Annotated in this window: 21 protein-coding genes; 10 read left to right on the top strand and 11 right to left on the bottom strand. The window is 45.4% G+C overall.

Translation table 11 applies throughout. The annotated features are described in order from the left end of the window. Positions 1–399 precede the first annotated feature (399 nt). Positions 400–2,790: a methyl-accepting chemotaxis protein gene (locus A3762_RS22985; protein WP_068757822.1), complete on the top strand. Its 2,391-nt coding sequence runs from the start codon at positions 400–402 to the stop codon at positions 2,788–2,790. A gap of 70 nt (positions 2,791–2,860) precedes the next feature. On the opposite strand, the gene alr is transcribed toward A3762_RS22985, so the two are convergent. From alr to rpsF, 6 genes are all read right to left on the bottom strand, one after another. Continuing rightward, positions 2,861–3,931, bottom strand: a complete 1,071-nt coding sequence (alr, locus tag A3762_RS22980) for an alanine racemase (RefSeq protein WP_068757820.1) — start codon at positions 3,929–3,931, stop codon at positions 2,861–2,863. An 11-nt stretch (positions 3,932–3,942) separates the two neighbouring features. Beyond that, positions 3,943–5,310, bottom strand: coding sequence for a replicative DNA helicase (gene dnaB / locus A3762_RS22975; protein WP_231876730.1), 1,368 nt, complete (start codon positions 5,308–5,310; stop codon positions 3,943–3,945). 129 nt (positions 5,311–5,439) lie between these two features. Further along, positions 5,440–5,886 carry a 50S ribosomal protein L9 gene (rplI, locus tag A3762_RS22970; RefSeq protein WP_068480510.1) on the bottom strand — a complete coding sequence of 149 codons (447 nt, stop codon included), beginning with the start codon at positions 5,884–5,886 and terminating at the stop codon, positions 5,440–5,442. Between the two features lie 64 nt (positions 5,887–5,950). Then, entirely contained in the window at positions 5,951–6,817 is an 867-nt protein-coding gene (locus tag A3762_RS22965) for a hypothetical protein (RefSeq protein WP_068757818.1), read from the bottom strand. 60 nt (positions 6,818–6,877) lie between these two features. After that, positions 6,878–7,108: a 30S ribosomal protein S18 gene (rpsR, locus tag A3762_RS22960; protein WP_068480503.1), complete on the bottom strand. Its 231-nt coding sequence runs from the start codon at positions 7,106–7,108 to the stop codon at positions 6,878–6,880. 20 nt (positions 7,109–7,128) lie between these two features. Further along, positions 7,129–7,560 carry a 30S ribosomal protein S6 gene (gene rpsF / locus A3762_RS22955; RefSeq protein WP_068480500.1) on the bottom strand — a complete coding sequence of 144 codons (432 nt, stop codon included), beginning with the start codon at positions 7,558–7,560 and terminating at the stop codon, positions 7,129–7,131. Positions 7,561–7,851: 291 nt separating this feature from the next. Here rpsF and A3762_RS22950 point away from each other — a divergent pair, with 291 nt between their 5' ends. The 9 genes from A3762_RS22950 (at position 7,852) to argF (A3762_RS22910) (ending at position 17,890) form a co-directional block, all read left to right on the top strand. Continuing rightward, positions 7,852–9,168, top strand: coding sequence for an amino acid permease (locus tag A3762_RS22950; RefSeq protein WP_082878634.1), 1,317 nt, complete (start codon positions 7,852–7,854; stop codon positions 9,166–9,168). A 307-nt stretch (positions 9,169–9,475) separates the two neighbouring features. Continuing rightward, entirely contained in the window at positions 9,476–10,711 is a 1,236-nt protein-coding gene (gene arcA, locus A3762_RS22945) for an arginine deiminase (RefSeq protein WP_068480496.1), read from the top strand. Between the two features lie 44 nt (positions 10,712–10,755). Beyond that, positions 10,756–11,760, top strand: a complete 1,005-nt coding sequence (argF, locus tag A3762_RS22940) for an ornithine carbamoyltransferase (RefSeq protein ID WP_068757816.1) — start codon at positions 10,756–10,758, stop codon at positions 11,758–11,760. 1 nt (position 11,761) lies between these two features. After that, the gene (arcC, locus tag A3762_RS22935; protein ID WP_068757814.1) at positions 11,762–12,691 is read left to right on the top strand and encodes a carbamate kinase; all 930 of its coding nucleotides are present in this window, start codon (positions 11,762–11,764) and stop codon (positions 12,689–12,691) included. 27 nt (positions 12,692–12,718) lie between these two features. Beyond that, a complete protein-coding gene (locus A3762_RS22930) occupies positions 12,719–14,122 on the top strand; it encodes a YfcC family protein (RefSeq protein WP_068757812.1) in 1,404 nt (467 codons plus the stop codon). Positions 14,123–14,498: 376 nt separating this feature from the next. Further along, a complete protein-coding gene (locus A3762_RS22925) occupies positions 14,499–14,951 on the top strand; it encodes a hypothetical protein (protein ID WP_068757810.1) in 453 nt (150 codons plus the stop codon). A 236-nt stretch (positions 14,952–15,187) separates the two neighbouring features. Further along, positions 15,188–16,117 carry an aspartate carbamoyltransferase gene (pyrB, locus tag A3762_RS22920; RefSeq protein WP_068757808.1) on the top strand — a complete coding sequence of 310 codons (930 nt, stop codon included), beginning with the start codon at positions 15,188–15,190 and terminating at the stop codon, positions 16,115–16,117. 13 nt (positions 16,118–16,130) lie between these two features. After that, positions 16,131–16,601 (top strand): aspartate carbamoyltransferase regulatory subunit, encoded by a 471-nt coding sequence (pyrI, locus tag A3762_RS22915; protein WP_068757806.1) that lies wholly within the window; start codon positions 16,131–16,133, stop codon positions 16,599–16,601. 293 nt (positions 16,602–16,894) lie between these two features. After that, a complete protein-coding gene (gene argF, locus A3762_RS22910) occupies positions 16,895–17,890 on the top strand; it encodes an ornithine carbamoyltransferase (protein WP_068757804.1) in 996 nt (331 codons plus the stop codon). A gap of 17 nt (positions 17,891–17,907) precedes the next feature. Here the strand turns inward: argF (A3762_RS22910) and A3762_RS28645 are convergent, their stop codons facing one another. The 5 genes from A3762_RS28645 to dnaE form a co-directional block, all read right to left on the bottom strand. Then, entirely contained in the window at positions 17,908–18,321 is a 414-nt protein-coding gene (locus tag A3762_RS28645) for a substrate-binding domain-containing protein (RefSeq protein ID WP_068757802.1), read from the bottom strand. Continuing rightward, positions 18,287–18,943 carry a phosphate ABC transporter substrate-binding protein PstS gene (locus A3762_RS28640; RefSeq protein ID WP_068480470.1) on the bottom strand — a complete coding sequence of 219 codons (657 nt, stop codon included), beginning with the start codon at positions 18,941–18,943 and terminating at the stop codon, positions 18,287–18,289. The genes A3762_RS28645 and A3762_RS28640 overlap by 35 nt, the downstream gene beginning before the upstream one ends. Positions 18,944–19,026: 83 nt before the next feature. Next, a complete protein-coding gene (gene tilS, locus A3762_RS22895) occupies positions 19,027–20,250 on the bottom strand; it encodes a tRNA lysidine(34) synthetase TilS (RefSeq protein ID WP_068480467.1) in 1,224 nt (407 codons plus the stop codon). Further along, positions 20,237–21,187 (bottom strand): acetyl-CoA carboxylase carboxyltransferase subunit alpha, encoded by a 951-nt coding sequence (locus tag A3762_RS22890; protein WP_068480464.1) that lies wholly within the window; start codon positions 21,185–21,187, stop codon positions 20,237–20,239. The genes tilS and A3762_RS22890 overlap by 14 nt, the downstream gene beginning before the upstream one ends. A 69-nt stretch (positions 21,188–21,256) precedes the next feature. After that, a partial coding sequence (gene dnaE, locus A3762_RS22885) for a DNA polymerase III subunit alpha (protein ID WP_068757800.1) occupies positions 21,257–24,669 on the bottom strand: 3,413 nt, incomplete at its 5' end.

Here is a 24,669-nt window from a genome sequence, read left to right as displayed (position 1 = left end):
TGCTCGCTAGCGTAAAGTCATCGTCAGCTACAGATTGCATCACGCCATTTGCTGCTAACTCAAGATAAAAAGTTTCTTCCGCAAGCGCACTTGCAGACCAAATAAACATCAAAAAGATTAAGACTCGCATTATTTATATTTCTAAATCTAAAGGTGGAATAAAAGATATAACGTTTTGCTCTTAAAGCAGAATTACTATTTCGATATTCGTTTTAACAGGCAAAGCGAAACCGTTATTTGCGACTATATTCTCATGCACATCACGAAATCTGCGTGACGCAGAGCATACTTGAAGCACATTGATATGTGCAAAGTAAAAGTACTTTCTCAGCCGGGTAAATCACGTGGTACGGCATGAGATTTGGGATAAGTTCAATTATACGGGCAAGCAATATGAATATGTTCGAGAAGCTAAGTTTAAAAGGAAAGCTCGGTATCGGCTTTGCAATACCGATTACGCTATTTATTGTCATCTCCGTTATCGCTAGTCAGAGTCTATCGCACTTACTGACCAGCCAAAAGTGGGTAAATCATACCCATGAGGTTATCGAACACGGCGATGAAATCATGGCAGAACTCGTCAACATGGAAACAGGCTTACGAGGATATTTAATCACCGGCCAGGAAGAATTTCTCGAACCCTACTACTCAGGACGCGAGCACTTTGACAAGCTTACGGATGAGACCAAAGAGCTCGTATCGGATAATCCCCAACAAGTGTCACGTATTTCAAATTTAGTGAACCTAAAGTACACATGGATCCGTGAACATGTAGAACCATCTATGGACATCCGCAAAGACGTTAATGCGGGTAATGCGGGTAATGCGACTAATGCTGATATCGTCGCGTACATTGGCAAAGGTCTCGGCAAAAAGAGCATGGATACCATGCGCGACGTGATTGCTGACTTTATCGGCGAAGAAAAGAAACTGATCGTTGTTAGAAATCAAGAACAAGCAGACACAGCCTCGGCGACAACCGCTATCATATATATCGGCTCTACCATCGCTATCTTATTTGGCATCATTGCGGCCTTCTTTATTATCAGAAATCTTACTCAAACCATCGGTGGTGAACCTTCGTATGCAACGGCTGTTATAAGCCGTATCGCAGACGGACAACTCGATGAAGAAGTCGAGACTAAAGAAGGCGATACAACAAGCCTGCTTGCTGCGATGAAAGATATGCGCCAGAAACTGCGTGATCGCGCCGCAGAGGACAAGCGCATGATCGCCGAAACATCACGTATTAAAACAGCCCTTGATAGCGTGACCGCTAACGTAATGATGGCAGATGCTGACCGAAATATTGTCTATGCAAACGACGCTGTGATCGACACGCTGCGTGCGGCGGCCGATGACATTCGTAAAGACCTACCTAATTTTAACCCTGAGACATTGATGGGCGGCAGCATCGACCAATTCCATAAAAATCCCCAACATCAAGTACAGATGCTTGAGCGTATGACCGGAACGACCCGAACCAAAATCGTCGTGGGTGGTCGGCATATGAGCCTGATCGTAAATCCTGTTCATGATGAGGACGGCAATCGTATAGGTACTGTTGTCGAGTGGGATGACAAAACCGCAGAGGTTCGTATTCAAGAAGAAATGGACAACATCATTGCTGCCGCAAATGACGGGGATCTTAGTGAGCGAATTAACCTAAGCGACAAAGATGGCTTCTTTAAACAGTTAAGTGAAGGTCTAAACACCCTGCTCGATAAAACTTCATCGTTCGTGCATGACATGGGACAAATGTTTGAACATATGTCTGAGGGCGATCTCACCAACACAATCAGCAACGATTATCGTGGTGAGTTCGATAATATTAAGACCAACGCAAACAACACTGTGAACAAGCTAAACGAAGTGCTTCTTAAAATTCAAAATGCCGCTGGAGCAGTAAGAAGCTTGGCAAGCGAAGTTGCGCAAGGCTCTGATGATTTGAGCCGACGCACAGAGTCGCAAGCAAGTTCATTGGAAGAAACCGCGTCAAGCATGGAAGAAATGACCTCTACGGTGAAGCAATCTAGCGAAAACGCATCCGAAGCAAACACCTTAGCAGCAGAAGCAAAATCCAAAGCGCAATCAGGTGGCGCGGTTGTTGACGATGCAGTGAATGCGATGAGTGAGATTTTAGAGTCGAGCAATAAGATTAACGACATTATTGGAGTGATTGATGAGATCGCCTTCCAGACTAACCTTTTGGCACTCAACGCGGCTGTTGAGGCGGCACGTGCAGGTGAACAAGGTCGAGGCTTTGCGGTAGTTGCTGGCGAAGTTCGAACACTTTCACAGCGCTCCGCGGCGGCTGCAAAAGAGATCAAAGATCTTATTCGCGACAGCGTAAGTAAAGTTGAATCTGGCTCTACACTCGTTAATCAAAGTGGTGAAACCTTGGCAGAGATAGTATCCGCCGTCGATAAAGTAGCGACAATGATCAACGATGTGAACAATGCTGCAATCGAACAAAATGCCGGTATTAGTCAGATCAACCAAGCTATTACACAAATGGATGAAATGACGCAGCAAAATGCGGCGTTAGTTGAAGAGACCTCAGCTGCAAGTCGCAGCATGTCAGAAGAGTCTAACAACATGGCCAGTATGATTTCGTTCTTCAACCTACAAGGTGGAATGGCAATGAGCGCAATGCCCACTGTAACAGCTGCGCCAGCTCCGAGCCCTTCTCCTGCGCCCGTCAGGACTTATGAGTCTCCTCGCTCAAATAACAGTAGCGGCGGTGGCGCAGCCTCATTCTCTGGTCAAGACGACTGGGAAGATTTCTAAAAATAAGGTATCTCGTTCTGAAACAAAAAAGCCCCAGCTATTGGGGCTTTTTCTGTTGTTTAAGGGACATTCAAACTAAGCGTCTCGGAACGCGTGAGGTTAAACTCGTACAAAGTTCATAAGAGATCGTTCCGACATGTTCTGCAACCTCTTCAATTGGCAGATTCTGGCCCCAGAGCTCAACCTTTGCACAGACATCAACGCTCACAATGTCAGTCACGTCAACAGTAACCATGTCCATCGACACGCGCCCTACTAAAGGTGCTCTCTGTTGATTGATCAATACTGGCGTTCCTGTTGGAGCATGTCGCGGATAACCATCACCATAGCCTATGGCTAATGTCGCAATCTTACTCGGACGCAATGCAGTCCACGTATCGCCATACCCTACGGTCTCACCAACGTCGATATCTCGAACAGCGATCACTTCAGTCTGCAAGGTCATGACGGGCGAGAGCTTTTCTGACAAAGGCTTGATTACAGGCGCGGGGTTAGCTCCATATAGGGCAATGCCTGGCCTTACTGCTGCCCCATGATAACGCTCATGCAACATCAAGGCAGCGGAGTTGCACATTGATACTGGAAGATCATCAAGCTTTAACTCGTTCACTAAACGGTCAAACGCATCCGCCTGCTCTTGCAATGAGCGGCTTCGACGATCATCTGCGCTCGAAAAGTGAGTCATTAGCATTTCTAACTGAATATTTGCGCCGTCTAATAACTCAATACAACGCTTGGTTTGCTCGACCGTTAAGCCCAAACGATGCATACCCGAATCGATTTTTAACCAGACCTTGCCATCAAAGTTTTGTGCAACCAGCATGCTCACTTGCTCAGGCCGATGGATAACATAACTCACGTTGTGCTGAGCTAGACTCTCGATGCAGTCCGCTTCGAATGGCCCTTCAAGTAAGAGAATTTCACCATCAAAACCTATCGAGAAAATTGTTGCAGCTTCTTCAGCACAGGCCACGGCCAAGCGGCGACCTTGAAATGATGAAATGAGATTCTTAACGCCGTGACCATAGGCATCTGCCTTTACGACAAGAATGGTCTCGGCACTATTGGCAAGGCCGGATAGGTAGGCAATGTTTTGTTCAAATGCTTGTTGGTCTATAAGAGCTACAGCAGGTCGGGCCATCGCAAAGAACCTTAGAATTCGTTGTTATAATCCACGTGTGACAGATCGTTGAACTTGGTGAATTCGCCTTGGAACTGAAGACGGATCTTACCAATTGGGCCGTTACGCTGCTTACCAATGATAATTTCAGCAAGCCCTTTATCTGGGCTATCTTCATTGTAGTACTCGTCGCGATAGATAAACATGATGACGTCGGCATCCTGCTCAATCGCTCCGGATTCACGTAAGTCAGAGTTCATCGGACGCTTATCAGTTCGCGACTCTAGGCCTCGGTTTAACTGAGAAAGCGCAACAAGCGGGCAATTAAGCTCTTTAGCTAAAGCTTTAAGAGATCGAGAGATCTCAGAAATTTCGGCCGTTCTTCCCTCATTCATCCCAGGTACTTGCATCAGCTGTAAATAGTCGACCATGATCAAGCCAATCTGCCCCACTTCTCGCGCCACACGTCTAGCACGTGAGCGGACTTCTGTTGGACTAAGACCTGCTGAATCGTCGATGTAAAGCGGACGGTCTTTTAGGATTTTCGCCGCTGAAGACAAGCGCGGCCAATCATCTTCTTCTAACTTACCCGAACGAATACGAGTCTGGTTTATCTGGCCTAACGACGACAATACACGCATAAGAATAGAGTCTGCCGGCATCTCCATACTGAATACTAATACCGGGAGTTCAGCCTTAATCAGCGCATTTTCTACCAAGTTCATCGCAAATGCCGTTTTACCCATAGAAGGACGCGCCGCAACAATAATCAAATCAGAGGGCTGTAAACCGGAAGTCATTTCGTCTAGGTCGGTAAACCCTGTCGTAACACCGGTAATCCCCTCTTCTGCATCAAATAGTTCTTCGATACGTTCAAGCGTTTTGGTCAGAATCGGATTGATAGAAACAGGACCAGCTTCCTCACCTGCAGTGCCCTCGGCAATTTTAAATACCTTGCGCTCAGCTTCGTCTAATAATTCACTGGTGCTCTTTCCTGAAGGATTAAAAGCACTATCAGAGATCTCACCAGAAACCCGAATCAAACGGCGTAAAACAGCTCGCTCATGCACAATATTTGCGTAGGAATGGACGTTACTCGCACTAGGAGTTTTCTCAACGAGTTCGGTGAGGTATTGCATACCACCAGCATTATCAAGCTCACCAATACGCTGCAGTTCTTCTGAGACAGTAATCAAATCAACAGGGTTGCCCGCCGTAGCCAAACGGCTCATGACACGGAATAACAAACGATGATCTTGTCGGTAGAAGTCATCCTCTATAACTTTGCTGCCAATCGCATCCCATTTACTATTATCTAACAACAGGCCCCCAAGAATGGACTGTTCAGCTTCGATTGAGTGCGGTGGGGTTTTTAAATTTAAGATTTCTTGGTCAGCCACGAGAGGAAAAAACTCCAGGAGATAAATACAAATAAGCCCCAAGAATATACAGGATATCCTTAGGGCTTAGAAGCAGATGCCCAACTTAAAATTGGACTCTGTGAACGTTACGCGCTTCGGCGTAAGGTCTTATTCAGCAACAACTGAAAGATTGATTGTTGCAGTTACATCGCTGTGCAACTGAACATCAACTTCGAAATCACCAGTGTTACGAATTGGACCTTCTGGAAGACGAACTTCAGACTTGCTTACTTCAGTGCCAGAAGCAGTGACTGCATCTGCAACGTCACGTACACCGATAGAACCAAATAGCTTGCCTTCATCACCAGCTTTAGAAACGATCGTTACAGCCTTACCGTTAAGCTCTTCTGCACGCGCTTCTGCTGCTGCAAGTTTCTCAGCAGCTGCTTTTTCAAGCTCAGCACGACGAGCTTCAAACTCAGCAACGTTCGCAGCATTTGCTGGAACAGCCTTGCCGTAAGGGATCAAGAAGTTACGACCAAAGCCAGACTTCACTGTCACTTTGTCGCCAAGACCGCCTAGCTTACCAACTTTCTCGAGTAGAATTACTTCCATCTCGCTATCCTCAACTATTAAATCGAATTGTCTCTTTTGCGAACAATACTAAGTTCTTGTAGCTTCACTCAGACTTTGGTGAAGCTTGTATCCTTGACCTAAAGTCTGCACCACTATCGACCATTGCCATAAATACAATGATTGCCAACGATGCGGGAAACAAAACAAGAACCATGGCATAAAAACCAATGAGCCATTGCCCGCCTAAATTTTTCTTGCCGATCACACCATGCACTAAAGTAAAACCGCAGACAAGCACAGGAACCAAACCGCTAAATACGAGTAAATAGCCATCTATTCCGATACTCGGTCCAATCATCATGGCACTGACAATCACTACCATATCAATCGGTCCCATTCTTAGTTGATGAAATTCTTCTCGCCAACCATCTGGGTTGTACAACGCTGCTTGCCAAGACCGAGCCAAAAACAATGACCCAATGCTCATCAAATAAAATGATGCTGCGAAACTCGCGATCATGAGATCTTGGAACGAAGCACGAAATTCTTCGTTTACTTCGATTTGCGAGTCTACTGCGATTTGTTTCAGAAGCTCATCCGAAACAACCTGCAACATATCTAAGGCTCCAGGCATAATAATCGGCGTTAATACACCAACTAACACGCTTAATCCGAAGCCAAACAGCAAAGTACGATTCATTGCCACAGTCACTCTCAAAATCTGCGCTAATGCAAAACTAAGAATGACTACAACAAGTGCTGTTGGATCTTGCAATCCGAGCCACCACCCCAACGCGGGGGCCATCGCCCATGCGAATACATTGAGTCCCTTAGATGTGCCGTGACGCAAAGTCACCAAAGCTACTGTAGCGGCACCAAGCCAGAACATCATTGGAACCAAACATGCGACAAAGGCAATGCCTGACGCATTTAACGGTCCCTTCATGGCAAACCGGGCTAATTCACGCATTTAAGCGCTTCCTCAAGTATTCAAGTAAATTTGTAGTTACCCAAAAGGGCAACGCCACCATTACTCGTGGTGGTTATCTGTGTAAGGCAACAATGCAACGTAGCGCGCACGCTTGATTGCTGTAGCCAACTGACGCTGGTATTTCGCTTTAGTACCGGTAATACGGCTAGGAACGATTTTTCCAGTTTCAGTGATGTAGCCTTTCAAAGTATCAAGATCTTTATAATCGATCTCTTTAACGCCTTCTGCGGTGAAACGGCAGAACTTACGACGACGTAAAAAACGAGACATAGTCTTCTCCTAATTCCGAATTACTCTTCTGATGCTTCAGCGCTATCGTCTGCCGCTGCGTCTTGGCTTTCGGCTGCTGCAGGAGCTTCAGCTTTTGGCGCTTCTTGACGCTGTGGACGACGATCGTCGCGGTTTTGAGATGCTTTGATCGCAGATTCTTCAGTAATCGCTTCTTTACGGCGGATTACCAACTCACGAATGATTGCATCGTTGAATCGGAAGTTATGAGAAAGCTCATCAAGCACTTCACTGCCACACTCAATGTTCATCAAGATGTAGTGTGCTTTGTGGATTTTGTTGATCGGGTATGCCAAGTGACGACGACCCCAATCTTCTAAACGGTGAACTTGACCACCGCCATTAGTGATTAGGTTGCTGTATCGCTCAACCATACCTGGCACCTGTTCGCTCTGATCAGGGTGTACCAGAAATACGATCTCATAGTGACGCATAAATGCTCCCTTTGGATATATAGCCTTAAATCGAATAATTCTTTTTAAAGCAAGGAGTTACAAATTAAACGGATTTATCAAGTCGCCTGTAAATGCTAGCAGCTTAATATAACCCGCAGTTTTTCGAGCCGCGTATTTTACAGACAAAGCCCACCATATGCAAGTTATCGGTACGCAAACTGCCGTAACAAAGGCATAACAAACCTCAGCACCGCTGAAACATAATATTTCTAGACTATTCAGAAACAGCGACTAAGGTTCAGCAAGATATTAGCCTTCAGGTAATTACTTTTGGCCAACGAACAGAGCAAAAATCACAAAATAGGCTTTTGGGTCTGCGTATCTCTTGTCATTGGCAACATGATTGGCTCAGGAATATTTCTCTTGCCATCATCACTGAGTGACTTCGGTCCGATATCGCTGTGGGGCTGGGCGATCACTGGTGCGGGCTCTGTCTTATTAGCATTTGTCTTCGCTCGCTTAGCGCTCGATTCACCAAAAGCATGTGGCCCGCTTGCATATACCGAAGAAGGTTTTGGAAAATTTGCTGGTTTTTTGGTGGGTTGGGGACACTGGATTGCGGCCTGGACCGGAAACGCCGGTCTTGCGGTTGCATTCACGAGTTATCTAACTGCTTTCGTTCCTGAACTTAAAGATAATTCCGGACTCGCAGTAATCGTGACGCTAGGGACAGTATGGTTACTCTATTTTATTAACCTACAAGGACTGAAATCTGTAGGTTTAATTCAAGTAATCACAACTATTTTAAAGTTAATACCGTTGGCATTATTTGCCTTTGCAGGTTTCTTTTACTTCGAGCCGAGCAATTATGCAGTGAGTAATGTCAGTGAACTGCCTACATTCAATGCAATCTTGGCCACCTGCTCCATTACTTTGTGGGCATTTTTGGGACTCGAATCTGCAACCGTTCCTGCTGGTGACGTAAAGAATCCTGAAAAGAATATTCCTCGAGCTACTATTTACGGCACTTTGTTTGTCGCAATTCTTTATTTTGTTGTATCTGCCGCAATATTCGGCATTATGTCTCCTGCCGAACTTCAAAAAAGTACCGCCCCTTTTGCTGATGCGGCGGGCGCCTTATGGGGTAGCTGGGCTTTCCACTTTATTGCGATTGGCGCCATTATTTCGGTACTCGGATCGTTAAATGGCTGGATGCTTATTCAAGCTGAGGTGCCTTATGTCGCTGCCAAGAAAAAGCTATTTCCTAAAATCTTTTGCAAGGAAGACGCAAAAGGGCGCCCTATCTGGGGAGTCACAATTTCAACCGTGTTGATATCACTTTTAGTGTTAGCTAACTTCACAGGCGATCTGGTTAAACTTTTCACGTTTATTATTTTACTTGCATCGCTATCAAGTTTGATCCCTTATCTTTTTTGCTCACTAGCGAGCATTATGATTCACCTTTCTAGGAAAGGCACTCAAAACTTTCAGTGGACACGCCATCTGGGCATTACGGTCATTGCATTTAGCTATGTAATTGGCGCGATTATTGGTTCAGGGCCAGAGGTTGTTTACTGGGGAACCATATTATTAATGGCAAGTGTCCCTGTATTTGTATGGGCGCAATGGGAGCATGTAGACAACTAAAAAATATTAGTAAATTAATAATTGCAACCAAGAAAATTATTCACAATTTGGCAAGAAATTCTCGTTGACAGTTTTAGTCTTCAGAGCGATAAACGGATCAGCAACCACGACATGCGGCCTCTTATCAAATGACGCTTGCTAAAAATTTACTAAGCAATGACCTATTTAAATAGCAGTCATTCACTCAACAATTGGGCAAGAAATTAGATATTAAAACAACTTATAAAGTGTGCTAGTAGCGATTCGTTGAAAACAGTTTTGTTTATCAATTGCGTAACCATTTATTACGCTAAGTTGGAGGAAAGCTATGAGCAGATTACACGTTGGTTCAGAGATTGGAAGGCTTCGTCGCGTCATTCTTCACCGACCACAGCTTAGTTTATCGCGTTTAACACCAAGCAACTGCGATGAGCTACTTTTTGATGATGTTCTTCGCCTAGGCAAAGCCGGAGAAGAACACGACACCTTCAGAAAAACGCTCGAACAACATGACGTAGAAACATTCTTACTGAATGATTTACTTCAAGAAACCATTGCTGATGCGCAAGCCAAAGCATGGATTCTCGATCAACAATGCTCTGAACTACGTTTCGGACCGACCATGGCCAAAGAGGTTCGAGCATTCATGGAAAATCAGGACGACCACCAGTTTGCCAAACACTTGACTGGCGGTGTCGCCATTGCAGACATAGATCCCAAGCTCTTAAAAGCAGCGCCAAAATCTTTGCTGGGCTCGGAGCTGGAGAAAACTAGTTTTGTCATAGACCCGCTCCCAAACCACTTATTTACGCGTGATACTTCTTGCTGGGTATATGGTGGCGTTTCAATCAATCCAATGATGAAACCTGCTCGACAGCGCGAAACAGTTCATTTCAAAGCGGTTTATCGTTATCACCCAATGTTCAAGAAAGAAAAATTTGAAGTTTGGTATGGCGGTGAAGAACGCGTCTATGAAGGCGCGACGATTGAGGGTGGTGACGTTGAAATCATCGGTAACGGCAAAGTACTTATCGGTATTTCTGAGCGAACAACCCCTCAAGGAATTGAAATGTTGGCTAAAAGCTTATTCTCCAGAGGCGGAGCCGATGAAGTCATAGCAATAGATCTTGGTAAATCTCGTGCAGCAATGCACTTAGACACCGTGTTAACACATATGGATCGAGACTGCTTCACCTACTATCCAGGCGTTGTATCGGACCAAAACATCCACTATAGCTTAACTCCTGGTGATAACGGTGACATTGTTTGTACGCAACAAAAAGGCTTCTTTAAAACTTTAGCACGTATTACAGGCAACGACTCTGTTCGCATGATTCCTACTGGTGGCGACGTATTCGCAGCCGAACGTGAACAATGGAACGACGCTAATAATGTGCTCACTATTCGTCCGGGCGTTGTTGTTGGTTATGAACGTAACCACTACACGATCGATAATATTGAAAAAGCTGGAATCAAGTTTATTGCGATACCAGGTGATGAGTTAGGTCGAGGACGCGGCGGTGCTCGCTGCATGAGTTGCCCAATTGAGCGTGACGACATTTAGTCGTTTGTTTCACTGAACGATTTACAGAATTAAGGAATAGAGATATGGCTTTTAATTTAAAAAACCGCAGCTTCTTAAAACTTTTAGATTTTACTCCTCGCGAAATTCGTTACATGTTGGATCTGTCTCGGGACCTAAAGCAAGCCAAATATGCGGGTACCGAACAACCTCGTTTATGCGGAAAAAACATCTGCTTGATTTTCGAGAAAACCTCAACTCGCACTCGCTGCGCATTTGAGACAGCAGCCTTCGACCAAGGGGCTAACGTAACCTATATTGGAGGCGGTTCTCAAATGGGGCACAAAGAGTCAGTCAAAGACACTGCACGCGTTCTAGGTCGCATGTATGACGGAATTGAATTCCGCGGATCTCGTCAAAAGGACGTTCAAGATCTAGCTGACTATTCTGGCGTACCAGTTTGGAACGGCCTGACTGATGAATGGCACCCAACTCAAATTCTTGCGGACTTCCTTACTATGCAAGAATGGGGCAACGGCAAGCCCCTTAGCGATATGAAGTTTGCATATCTTGGCGATGCACGCAACAACATGGGCAACTCACTCATGGTTGGCGCAGCTAAAATGGGCATGGAAATCAGTCTTGTTGCACCAAAAGAATACTGGCCTAAAGAGTGGCTTATAAAAGAGTGCCAGGCAATAGCAAAAGAAACTGGTGCAAAAATCAACCTTACTGAAGACGTAGCAGAAGGTGTTGAAGGTGCTGACTACTTGTACGCGGATGTATGGGTATCAATGGGGGAACCTAAAGAAGCATGGAAAGAGCGCGTTGGTTTAATGACACCTTATCAGGTAAATCTTGATGTAATCAACAAAACCAAAAACCCAAACGTGAAGTTCATGCACTGCCTACCAGCATTCCACAACAATGAAACAATTGTGGGTGCAGAAATTGAAGCTGAATATGGCCTCAATGGATTGGAAGTGAACGACGATGTTTTCGAATCTCCATACAACATTAGTTTTGAGCAAGCAGAAAACCGCCTGCACACAATTAAAGCTGTCATGGTTGCAACACTGGGAGATCAATAAGATGAGAGTGGTTGTTGCGCTCGGCGGCAACGCTTTGCTTCAACGAGGCGAAGCAATGACCGCTGAAAATCAGAAAATCAACATTGCGAAGGCTGCTAAATCGTTAGCAGCTATCGCAAAAGAACACGAGCTTATCATCGCTCACGGTAACGGACCTCAAGTAGGCTTACTGGCACTACAAGCCGCAGCGTTTGATGGCGCTGCCCCCTATCCACTAGATGTACTGGGAGCAGAGTCTGTCGGTCAAATCGGCTATATGATCGAGCAAGAGATGGGAAACATCATGCCTGCAGAGCAAGCATTTGCGACCATTCTTACTCAAATTGAAGTCGATCCAAACGACGAAGCATTTAAAGATCCGACTAAATTCATTGGCCCCGTATACGATGAAGCGCAAGCCAAACGTTTAGCGGAGGAGCGCAACTGGGTCGTGAAGCCCGACGGCAAATACTGGCGTCGCGTTGTTCCTTCACCTTTGCCACAACGTATTTTTGAAATCGGCGTCATCAAGATGCTAATCGATCAAGGCGTTATCGTGATTTGCGCTGGCGGCGGTGGCATTCCAACCATGTACCAAGCTGACGGCACATTAGCTGGTGTAGAAGCTGTTATCGATAAAGACCGTGCAGCTGCACTACTCGCTCGCGAGATTGAAGCTGACGCATTCTTAGTACTCACCGACGTTGACTCTGTGTATCTCGACTGGGGTACAGACAATCAACGTGCGATTCGCAAAGCATCCCCCAATCAGATGATTGAGTTTAACTTCCCTGCCGGTTCAATGGGACCAAAAGTTGAAGCAGCTTGTGAGTTTGCACGCGCTACGGGTGGTACGTCATGGATTGGCAGCCTTGAAAATGCATTAGATATGTTAGATGGCAAAGCCGGAACTTCTGTAACAAGCCGTTGCGGAGATGTTGAGTACGATTAAAACCGATTAACCTAAAGGAGAAAGTATATGGGTAAGTTTAAGTTCCCGACCGCCTATACAATTCTTTTCGGCCTCATAGTTGTAATGGCAGCGTTAACGTGGGTTTTACCCGCAGGCCAATACGAAATGGTCGACAATGAAGATTTAGGCAGACAAGTGCCAGTTGCTGGCTCATATCATGAAGTCGACCCCAATCCGCAGGGACTAACAGATATATTCATGGCACCTATTGCTGGTTTTTATGACCCAGGCAGCTATGAAGCCAGTGCGATTGATGTTGCTTTATTCGTTCTATTTATTGGCGGCTTCCTTGGCATTGTCACTAAGACCGGCGCGATAGATACAGGCATAGCCAAAGTTACGACTAGCCTGAAGGGTAAGGAGATCATGCTAATTCCTATCCTAATGATACTCTTCGCTGCAGGCGGCACTATCTATGGCATGGCCGAGGAAACCCTCGCGTTCTATGCCTTGATTATTCCCGTCATCATCGCCGCGGGCTATGACTCTGTGACTGCGGTTGCGATCATTATGCTCGGCGCGGGTATCGGCACTCTAGGATCGACTATCAACCCTTTTGCAACAGTTATTGCAGCGCAAGCAGCGGGTATTCCGTTTACTGAAGGCCTAAGCTATCGACTATTTATTCTGGTTGCAGGCTTAGTGATTGGCATCTTGTATGTCATGCGTTACGCCAAAATGGTCAAAAATGATCCGTCTAAATCACTCGTCGCTGAAATGGCTGAGAGCAACAAAAAACATTTTCTGACTACTGACAGCAGCATCAGCGATAACTTGACTGGTACTCAAAATATTATTTTGCTTATTTTTTCGGGAACATTCGCCCTGCTAGTTTACGGAGTATCTGTACTAGGTTGGTGGATGGCTGAGATGTCGGCACTATTCTTAGCCTCCTCTATTCTTGTAGCGATTGTCGCTAGAATGGGTGAAGAAGAGTTTAGTAACACATTTGTAGAAGGTGCACGTGAGTTACTAGGTGTTGCATTGGTTATCGGGTTAGCGCGCGGTATCGTCGTCATCATGGACTCGGGTAATCTGACAGGCACTATTTTATATGCATCTGAAGGCATGGTTAGTGGTTTAAGTGAAATTGGATTCATTAACGCTATGTTTGGTGTGCAAATACTTTTGTCGTTCTTCGTACCGTCTTCATCTGGCTTAGCAGTTTTGTCGATGCCAGTGATGGCGCCACTTGCCGAATTCTCTGGAGTTGCTAGTCATCTTGCAGTCACGGCATTTCAGTCGGCAAGCGGTCTAGTTAATCTAGTTAACCCTACATTTGCTGTTGTTATGGGCGGTTTGGCGATCGGTCGCGTGCCATACAACAAGTGGCTAAGCTTCACATGGCCTCTACTGCTAATTCTTGCAGTGTTGATTATGGGTACACTAACAGTAGGTACAATCGTGTAATACGAAGTTGCACTAATTGAACGACACAAACCCTCGCTTCGGTGGGGTTTTTTTATGCCCCAAACCTACCCTAGAAACAATGCATAATAAAGCTCATCATCATGTAACAAGAATTTGCATTTTTTGTTACTTGTCAGCGCGTTACTATTTTTTTAAAGTTGACCGATTGGTAAAGTTGCAACAAGAATCACAGTGGTGAAGCAAAGTAATATTTGATGTTCCTCCCACCTTCTCTTCAGGCGTTGATAAATAACCACCTAGTCACGACCCCACCTCTTATTTTAAGAGATGTCGGAGATTAACCATGACAACAAAAAACTTATTTTTACATTATTTGTGGCACTACCAATCCTAGTAGCTACCGCAGGCTGTCCTGATGGTATCAGTGGCAAGCGATCCAGTTGATCCTCCAATTGATCCGGAGCCAAGTGATCCTGATCCGGTTGACCCTCCAGTCGACCCGGAACCAGATGATCCAATCGTAACTCCGCCGGTCAATAACGGGTATGAGTGCAGCAATGCAAAACCAATTGGTGAAGGACTAACAAAGATTGCCTATCAAAAGAGCTTCAAAAATGGCGTCACTTATCGATCGTGTGCTGAAACAACATTTGATGAGAACGGAGAAAAGGTTCCTGCTCAACCTCTGTACTTACTTGGCGCTCGTCTTAGTGGCGAAGGTATAAATGGCGGACTATGTTATGACAGCATTTCGCATGCGCAAAAAGAATTTGCGATCCGATCTTACGATGCGTTCTCTTGCAACAACATCAAAGATCTGGGTGAGCGAGTGCAGCCAAATCTTGGGCTAAATCCAAGTACTGGGTGAACTCAAGTACACTAATCCAGATGCCCCTTATGCCGGCGAAAATGTTCGTTTATCAACAAATGAACAAGGCCAAGGCTACTTTAAATTTGGCGGGCAAGAATTAAATGGCCGTCTAGCGGTTAAGTGGGCGCACTAGGTTTGGTATCATAGCCATCATCATGATAATGAGGGTGGCTATTTAGTGCCTAAAGATTAGACACAAACCTTCATTATCTTTTTAGAAAGAGAGATACCTGATGCCAAATATGCTGTTTAAAAAACACATTATTTCCATACCCGAATTGTCTCGTGAAGAACTCGAGACTATCGTCAAGACCGCCGAAAGACTCAAAAGCAATCCAGACAATACCGCATTAAAAGACAAAGTCATTGCGAGCTGCTTCTTCGAACCATCGACGCGAACACGTCTGTCGTTTGAAACAGCGATTCAACGCTTGGGCGGCACCTTTGTTGGTTTCGATAACGGTGGTAATACTTCTCTCGCGAAAAAAGGTGAAACACTCGCAGACTCTGTACAAGTGATTGCATCGTATGTCGATGCCTTTGTAATGCGACACCCTCAAGAAGGCGCAGCTCGCCTAGCAAGCGAATTCAGTAACGGCGTGCCGGTGATTAATGGTGGCGACGGAGCAAATCAACACCCTACACAGACCTTGTTAGATTTATTTTCGATCTACGAAACGCAAGGCACGTTAGATAATCTCAAAGTCGCATTTGTTGGCGATCTGAAATACGGACGAACCGTTCACTCTCTCACACAAGCACTAGCGAAATTCAATAACACCGAGTTTTTCTTCATTGCACCAGACGCACTGTCGATGCCGGAATATATTTGTGAAGAGTTGAACAAGGCGGGTATCAAGTACTCCGCGCATAGCTCAATGGAAAATGTGATTTCAGAGCTCGACATCCTATATATGACGCGCGTACAAAAAGAACGTTTTGATCCCTCCGAATATGTGCATATGAAGGCTGCTTACATTCTAACGGCAGCAATGCTCGAGCCTGCAAAGGATAATCTTAAGGTATTGCACCCTTTACCTCGCGTTGACGAGATTACGGTTGACGTAGATAAAACGAAGCATGCGTATTATTTCGAGCAAGCCGAAAATGGCGTCTATGCGCGCGAGGCACTACTCGCCTTACTATTAAACAAAGACTACTAAGGGGGGCATGACTATGGACAAGCAAACAAAAATGCAGGTCGAGGCGATCAAAAATGGCACAGTCATCGACCATATCCCAGCGAACGTTGGATTGAAAATACTACGTTTGTTCGATATCGAACAAGGTACAGAAAAAGTCACCATCGGCTTAAACCTACCGTCTTCATCTTCAGCTACGAAAGCAAAGGACATTATCAAAATTGAGAATGTCTTTTTGACTCAACAGCAAGCTAGCCAATTAGCTATCTATGCGCCAAATGCGACAGTTAACCAAATTGAAGGCTACCGTGTTGTTAAAAAGCTTCCTCTAGCCCTACCTGAAGTAATCGAATCCGTATTCAAATGCCCGAACAGTAACTGCATCACCCATGGTGAGCCCGTCAACAGCAGCTTTAAAGTGATCGTCGATCAAGACGATGTGCGTATGAAGTGCAAATATTGTGAGCGTACTTTTGATAGTCACATCATGACTGATGCAAATTAAGACATTCGCCACTAAAAACGCCTGCTACCTTGCAGGCGTTTTTGTTTCTGACACTCAATCATTTACATACATAGATCTCACAAAGTAGCCTGAGAGCAAAACGCAACTGCATTATTAGATGTAGGTCTTCTCTTCACTCAACGCAATAACCCAGGCCCTAGCTCGAGCTCTAAAATGCAATAACCAAGAGCTATACTTCTCATGCTTTTTATATCTGATATGATGACCTGCTTTGCGAGTAGGCGAAATATTACTCATGCCTACCAAATAATAATCACGCAGCGGAGGCATGCATGAGCGACGCACTTAAAGGACGTAGTTTCACTAAATTACTGGATTTTTCTCAAGCAGAGATTGCAGATCTTCTTGAGCTATCTGCTAAGTTAAAAGCGGCGAAAAAAGATGGCACAGAAACACAAGCTCTCCGAAATAAAAACGTCGCCCTAATATTTGAAAAAGCATCAACACGTACACGATGCGCTTTTGAAGTGGCTGCTTTTGATCAAGGTGCGAATGTCACATATATAGGCGGCGGCTCGCAAATGGGTGAAAAAGAAACCGTTAAAGATACTGCTCGTGTTTTAGGCCGCATGTATGATGGCATTGAATTTAGAGGATTTCGCCAAAGCGACGTCGAATCACTAGCAGAATTCTCTGGCGTTCCAGTTTGGAACGGCCTCACTGACGAATTTCATCCCACGCAAATTCTTGCCGATTTTCTAACCATGCAAGAACACAGTGACAAAGCCTTAAAAGACATTAAATTTGCTTACCTTGGTGACGCTCGCAATAACATGGGAAATTCTTTGATGGTCGGTGCTGCAAAGATGGGTATGAACATTAGCCTAGTCGCACCAGAGGGTTATCATCCAGAAGAATCACTCGTAGAACGTTGTGAAGCCATTGCCGCTGAGAGCGGAGCGGGCATCACTCTTACCAGCAATGTTGAAGCCGGTGTTAAAGATGCAGACTTTATCTATACAGACGTATGGGTATCGATGGGAGAGCCACAAGAAGCATGGCAACAGCGCATTAGCCTAATGAAGCCTTATCAAGTAAATAAAGAGCTAATGGCGCTCACTAACAACCCAAACAGCAAATTTATGCACTGCTTACCGGCATTTCACAATAACGAAACGCGCGTTGGAAAAGAAATAGAAGAAACTTATGGTTTGAACGGACTCGAAGTAACTGAAGATGTATTCGAGAGCGAAGCAAGCATCGTCTTTGATCAAGCCGAAAACCGTATGCACACGATCAAAGCTGTGATGGTTGCGACGCTATCCTAGTGCTCATGCAGTGCGGTTTATTCGATAAACTGCACTGCGTGTCTGACTAAAGCCACAACATTCTCTGGCAGCGGAATATACCCCATTCTCTCCGCTAAGGACTGTCCATCCGTCAAACAATACTCAACTAAACGCCGAACGACTTCAGACTGTCCTGCAGGCATTTTCTTAGGAAAGATCAACCACGTAAACGAAGCGATCGGATAAGACGCCTCCCCCACAGGATCAAACTCCCACGAACGAAGATCTGGCACATCAGACTGAAGTAAGTTTGAACTTGGGAACGTCACATTGCTCAACGCAGCCTTACCAGATTCAGCTCCCGCCCTAACAAATTTGCCATCTCTATTTTCGAGTAAGGCTGTTGGCGGACGCGTTAACTTGGCGTATCCCCACTCAACATAACCAATAGCACCCTCTGTCTGACGCACAAAAGCTATGCCCCCCCTGATTATGCAAAGCTGATAAGAAATAAGGCTGGTCACTCCACTCTGGTAACTTTGATGCTCCTATGTTATTTCGAAAACTCTCGCTAACTAAAGCCAGATGATTGCTAAACAAAAAGCTAGAGCCGGATGCATCAGATCGAACGACTAAAGTAATGGGCTTTGCTGGCAATTGAATACCTGGATTGCTTGCCTGAATATCTGGGTGATCCCAGTATTGAATCTCGCCGAGAAAAATCCGTGAATACACGTCACGTGAGAGTTTTAAATCTGAAACAGAGGGCAAGTTATAGATTAAAGAAACTTGCCCAGCGATCAAAGGCACCATCACTGCGCCCTGCTCCAAGTAACTCAACTGCTCGTCACTCATCGCTAAGTCACTGGCCGCGAAATCAACATCCCCGTTGATGAATTGAGATATTCCATCACCAGACCCGACAGCCTCGTAATTGATCCGCGCATCGTTATCGCGATAACTGAAATCTTTAAACCATTTTTGATAGATAGGCTCAGGAAAGCTCGCGCCAGAACCATTGAGATGCACAAAGCTTGAGCCATGAGCAAAGAAAGACGTGAACAGCAATAGCACGATCCATGTACGATGCATAAACCATCTCCCGAGAGAACATGTGTCGGGTAACAGTAGTCGAAATTTTAAATATTTGAAGCTTTTGTATTGCGAGAGAGTAACTAGAACTTAGCGATAAAAACCTTGCGTTTTACATCAAAAATTCCAAGTTCTTGCCCTTCTTTAAATACAAACACAGCGCTTTCCTTGCGCCAAGGCGTTAAGAATAAACGCTTCGCCCACTCAGATTTTCTTCGCCCACCGAAACGATCTCGTTTCGACTGCTCATCCCACGATCTAAGCTCAATAGTTTGATCGTTGAGTAGGTCAAAATCTATCTCGCTTTGATCATCACCACACTGTAGGTTTAGCGAATGGCTAGACTCATCCATGATAAACAAAGCATCAAAGCAACGAACTAATCTTATACTCCCCCACATTAATTCGGGTGTAGAACCTGATTTTGCAGGAAGCACTTCTGTCCAGATCCTCGAAAAAATTCGTTCAGAAGGTTGCGCTAACCCCAGAGAAATAAACCACCAACGCAAAAGAAACGTCTGCTCTCGCTTAGCAAGTAAGTTGAGGTTAGTAAGAGAAATTCCATGATCGTTTGCGTAGTTCGTGATGTGCATATGCTTTAACACTGCTTGCGCCAAACGCAACGCTGAACCATTAACTCGAGTATGCCCTTTGCTTAACAACACTAAATCATCAACGTAACTATCTGACTGAGCCAACAATCGCGGCAACACTTGATGACGAATGCGATTCCTTGTGATCGAAAGGTCTTGATTTGATGCATCTTCGACCCAACTCACACCTTGGTCTTGGACATATTGCTCAAGATCCTTTCTTCGTAAATCTAGAAATGGTCGAACGAGATGACCTAGTCCCATAGGCCGACTGTGAGGAATAGCAGCCAACAAACTCGAGTCAGTCTCTCTTATAAGTCGCATAAGAACCGTCTCGATTTGATCATCAAGATGATGCGCCAACAACAAAATATCATCGGTGCCGACGTGTCGTTTGAACACCGCATATCGCGCTTCACGCGCCGCTTGCTCGAGACTTTTACCTTTCAGATCAAGTTGAACACGCTCAACAATGCATGGTATTTGATATTCGGCACAAACAGCTTGGCAATGCTCCGCCCACGCATCAGCGTGAGAACTTAATCCATGATGAACATGGATAGCGCAGAATGATTGAGTTGGTTTTAGTGTTTGGAGTGAGCGAACCGCGGAGAGAAGCAAAGCAGTGGAATCAAGCCCACCGCTATATGCGATATAAATAGTCTTGGCATCAGGAGAAGAAGCAAGAGCTTGTTGAAGCTTAGCCTCGATCATACGCTGTTAAACGCTGATATCGCTGCTCGATCAAGTCATCAACAGGAATATCTCGCAAGGCTTTAATATCCGCGACGATACGTTGCTTAAGAGAGAGCGCCATTTCAGTTTTGCTTCGATGTGCGCCGCCTAGAGGCTCATCAATAATATGGTCTATCAAACCCAAATCTTTTAATCGCGAAGCTGTAACACCCATCGCTGTTGCCGCTTCTGCAGCGTGCTCAGCACTCTTCCACAGAATAGATGCACAACCTTCAGGAGAAATAACTGAGTATGTGGAGTACTCAAACATGTTCAGGCGGTCACATACACCAATCGCTAATGCGCCACCTGATCCACCTTCACCAATCACTGTCGACACGATCGGTGTTTTTAATCGACTCATTACCGCGATATTTCGTGCGATTGCTTCGCTCTGCCCGCGCTCTTCTGCGCCGATACCGGGAAAGGCCCCGGGTGTATCAATAAGCGTAACGACCGGCAAACCAAATCGCTCGGCCATTTCCATCAATCTCTTAGCTTTACGATAGCCTTCAGGCAAAGGCATACCAAAATTACGCTTCACTTTCTCTTTAACATCACGGCCTTTCTGTTGGCCGATCACCATCACGGAAAGCCCATCAATACGTGCTAATCCACCAACAATGGATGGGTCATCTGCGTAGGTGCGATCACCGTGCAGTTCTTGGAAGTCATCAAATACTTCTGCAATATAATCGAGCGTATATGGACGATTCGGATGACGTGCTATGCGCGTAATATCCCAAGGAGACAAGTCTGAAAAAATCGCCTTAGTTTGCGCTTCACATTCACGCTCTAAACGCTCAATAGCTTCGCTCAAATTTACATCTTGGCTATTACCGACGAGTCGTAATTCAGAAATTTTCTCTTCCAACTCAACAATCGGTTGCTCAAAGTCTAGATATTGTAAATTCATATATGTCCAAGATAATTAGTAAACGCGCGAGCTTATGGCTCGCCAAGAGTATAGCGTTTTTTTTCGTTATTAATCGTACTCTAAAGAGACTTTTTCGTTTCCGATAAGATGGCCAAGTTCGTATAAGGCCTCATCGTCTGGGCGCATATTCCAGCTGTCGCCAAAGGCAATCGTCGATTCACTGTCATCTCTGTAATAGCGTACGGCAATCTTACATCCACCGCCCTGATAAGGCGCAAGCGTCGCTTTTAACTTATCGACGAAGCCTACATCGAAGCTTTGCTTATCAAGATTAATAAGCAATTGTTTAGCATATTGCTGACGTGCATCCACCAAGGACATGACCTTATCAACCCTTAGCTTCATATTGCCCGAATAATCATCGTGGCTCACACTGCCTTCAATCACGATGACAGTGTCTTTCTTAAGCTGCTCACGAAAGGTCTCAAACGCATCCGAGAATAATGTCGCTTCGATACGAGCAGTTCTATCATCAAGCGTTACGAAACACATTGTTTGGCCGCGCTTGTTTTTCATCAAGCGAAGATCTACCACCAGACCGGCAATAGCGATTTTGTTTTTGCTTGGTTTTAAATCGACAATCGCGCTGCGCGCAAAACGACGCACTTCTTTTTCATACTCATCAAAAGGATGCCCCGTGAGGTAAAGACCTAAAGTGTCTTTTTCAAAACCAAGGCGCTGCTTTTCAGGCCATTCTTTTAGTCCTTCAGAGCGCTGATATACATCATCTACCGTTTCGTCTGGCACAACAGCACCGAACAAATCCGTCATACCCGAATTTTGGTTACGCGCATTTTGATCGGCACGTTGCACTGCCTCTTCAATCGTCGCCATCAAACGTGCGCGATTCGGGCCGATAGAATCAAGCGCTCCGGCGTAAATCAAAGCCTCTAGAGCACGTTTATTTACCTTTCTGAGATCCACGCGATCGCAGAAATCAAACAGGTTTTTAAACGGCCCATCTTTTTTCCGGGCTTCTAGAATACTTTCAACAGGACCTTCACCTAGTCCTTTAACCGCACCAAGCCCATATACAACTTGACCTTGCTCATCCACGGTAAAGGTGTAGTCACTGACATTCACGTTTGACAGTACAATGGGCAACTTCATCTTGCGGCATTCTTCGATCAAGGTAACAACCTTGTCGGTATTCTGCATATCAGCAGTCATTACTGCCGCCATGAACTCCGCAGGATAATGCGTTTTAAGCCAGAGCGTTTGATAAGACACCAATGCATAAGCAGCAGAGTGTGATTTGTTAAAACCGTATCCCGCAAATTTTTCTACGAGGTCGAAGATTTTCATCGCCAATTCTGGGTCGACGCCCTGACCTACCGCACCTTCACGGAAAATCTCACGCTGCTTGGCCATTTCTTCAGGTTTTTTCTTACCCATCGCACGGCGCAGCATATCCGCCCCACCAAGGGTATAACCTGCGAGCGACTGGGCGATTTGCATTACCTGTTCCTGATAAACAACAACCCCGTAAGTTGGTTCAAGAATAGGCTCGAGACACTCGTGCTGAAAGTCTGGGTGAGGATAAGCTACTTCTGCTCGACCATGCTTACGGTTGATAAAGTCATCAACCATCCCTGAGTCCAATGGCCCCGGACGGAACAGAGCAACAAGTGCAATCATATCTTCAAGGTTATCTGGCTGAAGCTTCTTAATCAGCTCCTTCATTCCGCGTGATTCGAGCTGGAATACAGCCGTCGTTTCGGCCGTTTTCAATAAAGTGAACGAGGCAGGATCATCAAGCGGGATATGATCAATGTTTATCGTTTCTTTGCCTTCTTTTTGAAGACGAGGATTAATCATCTTCAAGGCCCAATCAACGATAGTTAGGGTTCGCAGGCCAAGGAAGTCAAACTTTACTAGACCCGCATCTTCTACGTCGTTTTTATCAAACTGTGTAACAAGACCGCCACCTTCTTCATCGCAATACAAAGCAGCGAAGTCGGTTAATTTCGTCGGAGCGATAACAACACCGCCCGCGTGCTTACCAACATTACGCGTCAAGCCCTCTAACGACAGCGCCATTTCCCATATTTCTTGAGCTTCTTCGTCAGTCTCTAGGAATTCCTTGAGCGCAGGTTCTGCATCAATCGCTTTAGCAAGAGTCATCCCAATTTCAAAAGGAATGAGCTTCGATAATTTATCAGCCAAACCATAAGACTTACCTTGTACACGCGCTACGTCACGAACTACAGCTTTTGCGGCCATCGTACCGAAGGTAATAATTTGCGACACCGCATTACGGCCGTAGTGATCTGCCACATAACCAATAACGCGATCGCGGCCATCCATACAAAAGTCGACGTCGAAATCGGGCATCGAAACACGTTCAGGGTTCAAGAAACGCTCGAAAAGAAGATCGTACTCAAGCGGGTCCAAATCGGTAATTTTTAGCGCATATGCGACCAAAGATCCCGCGCCCGAGCCTCGTCCTGGACCAACAGGAATATCGTGATTCTTAGCCCACTGAATAAAGTCCATTACGATGAGGAAGTAACCAGGGAACCCCATCTGTAAAATAATATCTAGCTCGAAGGTCAGTCGATCGTAATATTCTTGGCGTGCTTCAGGCGTATCTTTGCCTTCGCCACCCAAAATCACCTCTAGACGCTCATCTAGACCATCTCGGCATAATTGACGGAAAAACTCATCCATCGTCATCCCGTCAGGCACAGGATAATTTGGCAAGAAGTACTCGCCTAAGCGCAACTCAACGTTACAACGTTTAGCAATCTCAACCGTATTTGCTAGCGCCTCAGGAATATCACTGAACAACTCAGCCATTTCATCGGCGGTTTTTAAGTACTGCTCTTCGGAATAACGTTTTATGCGACGAGGATCATCAAGGGTCTCACCATCGGCAATACAAACTCGCGCTTCGTGGGCTTCGAAATCTTCTCGGTTGATAAACTGGACGTCGTTGGTGGCGACAACAGGACATGCGATACGTTGGGCAAGCGCGACCGCCGCATGTAAGTGATCTTCTTCGTTTTCGCGTTTGGTTCGATGCAATTCAAGGTAGTAACTATCTGGAAAGACTTGTTGCCAATGTCTCGCTCGATCTGCTGCGAGCTCATGCTTGCCGTTTACCAAGGCTTTACCAACATCGCCTAGACGCCCCCCAGACAATGCGATCAAACCTTCAGCGGCGTCCTCCAACCACTCTTTCTTGATAAGCGCCCTACCGCCCTTTTGACCTTCAGTAAATCCGAGTGAGATCAATTCCGTCAGGTTTTGATAACCCTTCTGATTCTTTGCCAATAAGGTCATAAAATATGGATCGTCTTCGTCATCCTCATTTTCTAAGAAAATACTTGCTCCAAGAATCGGCTTCGCCCCTACGCCACGAATAGCTTTGTAGAACTTCACATACGCACAAAGATTAGACTGGTCCGTAATCGCGATCGCTGGAGTCTCAGTTTCTTCGATATATTTTGCGAGAGGCT

This window comes from Oleiphilus sp. HI0125, from assembly GCF_001635355.1.
This window is presented reverse-complemented; position numbering and strand designations above follow the sequence as displayed.

Bases quoted from the DNA above. Each gene is read 5' to 3' on its own strand.
- A3762_RS22985 (WP_068757822.1), top strand. From the start codon at position 400: ATGTTCGAGAAGCTAAGTTTAAAAGGAAAGCTCGGTATCGGCTTTGCA.
- alr (WP_068757820.1), bottom strand. From the start codon at position 3,931: ATGGCCCGACCTGCTGTAGCTCTTATAGACCAACAAGCATTTGAACAA.
- rplI (WP_068480510.1), bottom strand. From the start codon at position 5,886: ATGGAAGTAATTCTACTCGAGAAAGTTGGTAAGCTAGGCGGTCTTGGC.
- A3762_RS22965 (WP_068757818.1), bottom strand. From the start codon at position 6,817: ATGCGTGAATTAGCCCGGTTTGCCATGAAGGGACCGTTAAATGCGTCA.
- rpsR (WP_068480503.1), bottom strand. From the start codon at position 7,108: ATGTCTCGTTTTTTACGTCGTCGTAAGTTCTGCCGTTTCACCGCAGAA.
- rpsF (WP_068480500.1), bottom strand. From the start codon at position 7,560: ATGCGTCACTATGAGATCGTATTTCTGGTACACCCTGATCAGAGCGAA.
- arcA (WP_068480496.1), top strand. From the start codon at position 9,476: ATGAGCAGATTACACGTTGGTTCAGAGATTGGAAGGCTTCGTCGCGTC.
- argF (WP_068757816.1), top strand. From the start codon at position 10,756: ATGGCTTTTAATTTAAAAAACCGCAGCTTCTTAAAACTTTTAGATTTT.
- arcC (WP_068757814.1), top strand. From the start codon at position 11,762: ATGAGAGTGGTTGTTGCGCTCGGCGGCAACGCTTTGCTTCAACGAGGC.
- A3762_RS22930 (WP_068757812.1), top strand. From the start codon at position 12,719: ATGGGTAAGTTTAAGTTCCCGACCGCCTATACAATTCTTTTCGGCCTC.
- A3762_RS22925 (WP_068757810.1), top strand. From the start codon at position 14,499: ATGGTATCAGTGGCAAGCGATCCAGTTGATCCTCCAATTGATCCGGAG.
- pyrB (WP_068757808.1), top strand. From the start codon at position 15,188: ATGCCAAATATGCTGTTTAAAAAACACATTATTTCCATACCCGAATTG.
- pyrI (WP_068757806.1), top strand. From the start codon at position 16,131: ATGGACAAGCAAACAAAAATGCAGGTCGAGGCGATCAAAAATGGCACA.
- argF (WP_068757804.1), top strand. From the start codon at position 16,895: ATGAGCGACGCACTTAAAGGACGTAGTTTCACTAAATTACTGGATTTT.
- A3762_RS28640 (WP_068480470.1), bottom strand. From the start codon at position 18,943: ATGCATCGTACATGGATCGTGCTATTGCTGTTCACGTCTTTCTTTGCT.
- tilS (WP_068480467.1), bottom strand. From the start codon at position 20,250: ATGATCGAGGCTAAGCTTCAACAAGCTCTTGCTTCTTCTCCTGATGCC.
- A3762_RS22890 (WP_068480464.1), bottom strand. From the start codon at position 21,187: ATGAATTTACAATATCTAGACTTTGAGCAACCGATTGTTGAGTTGGAA.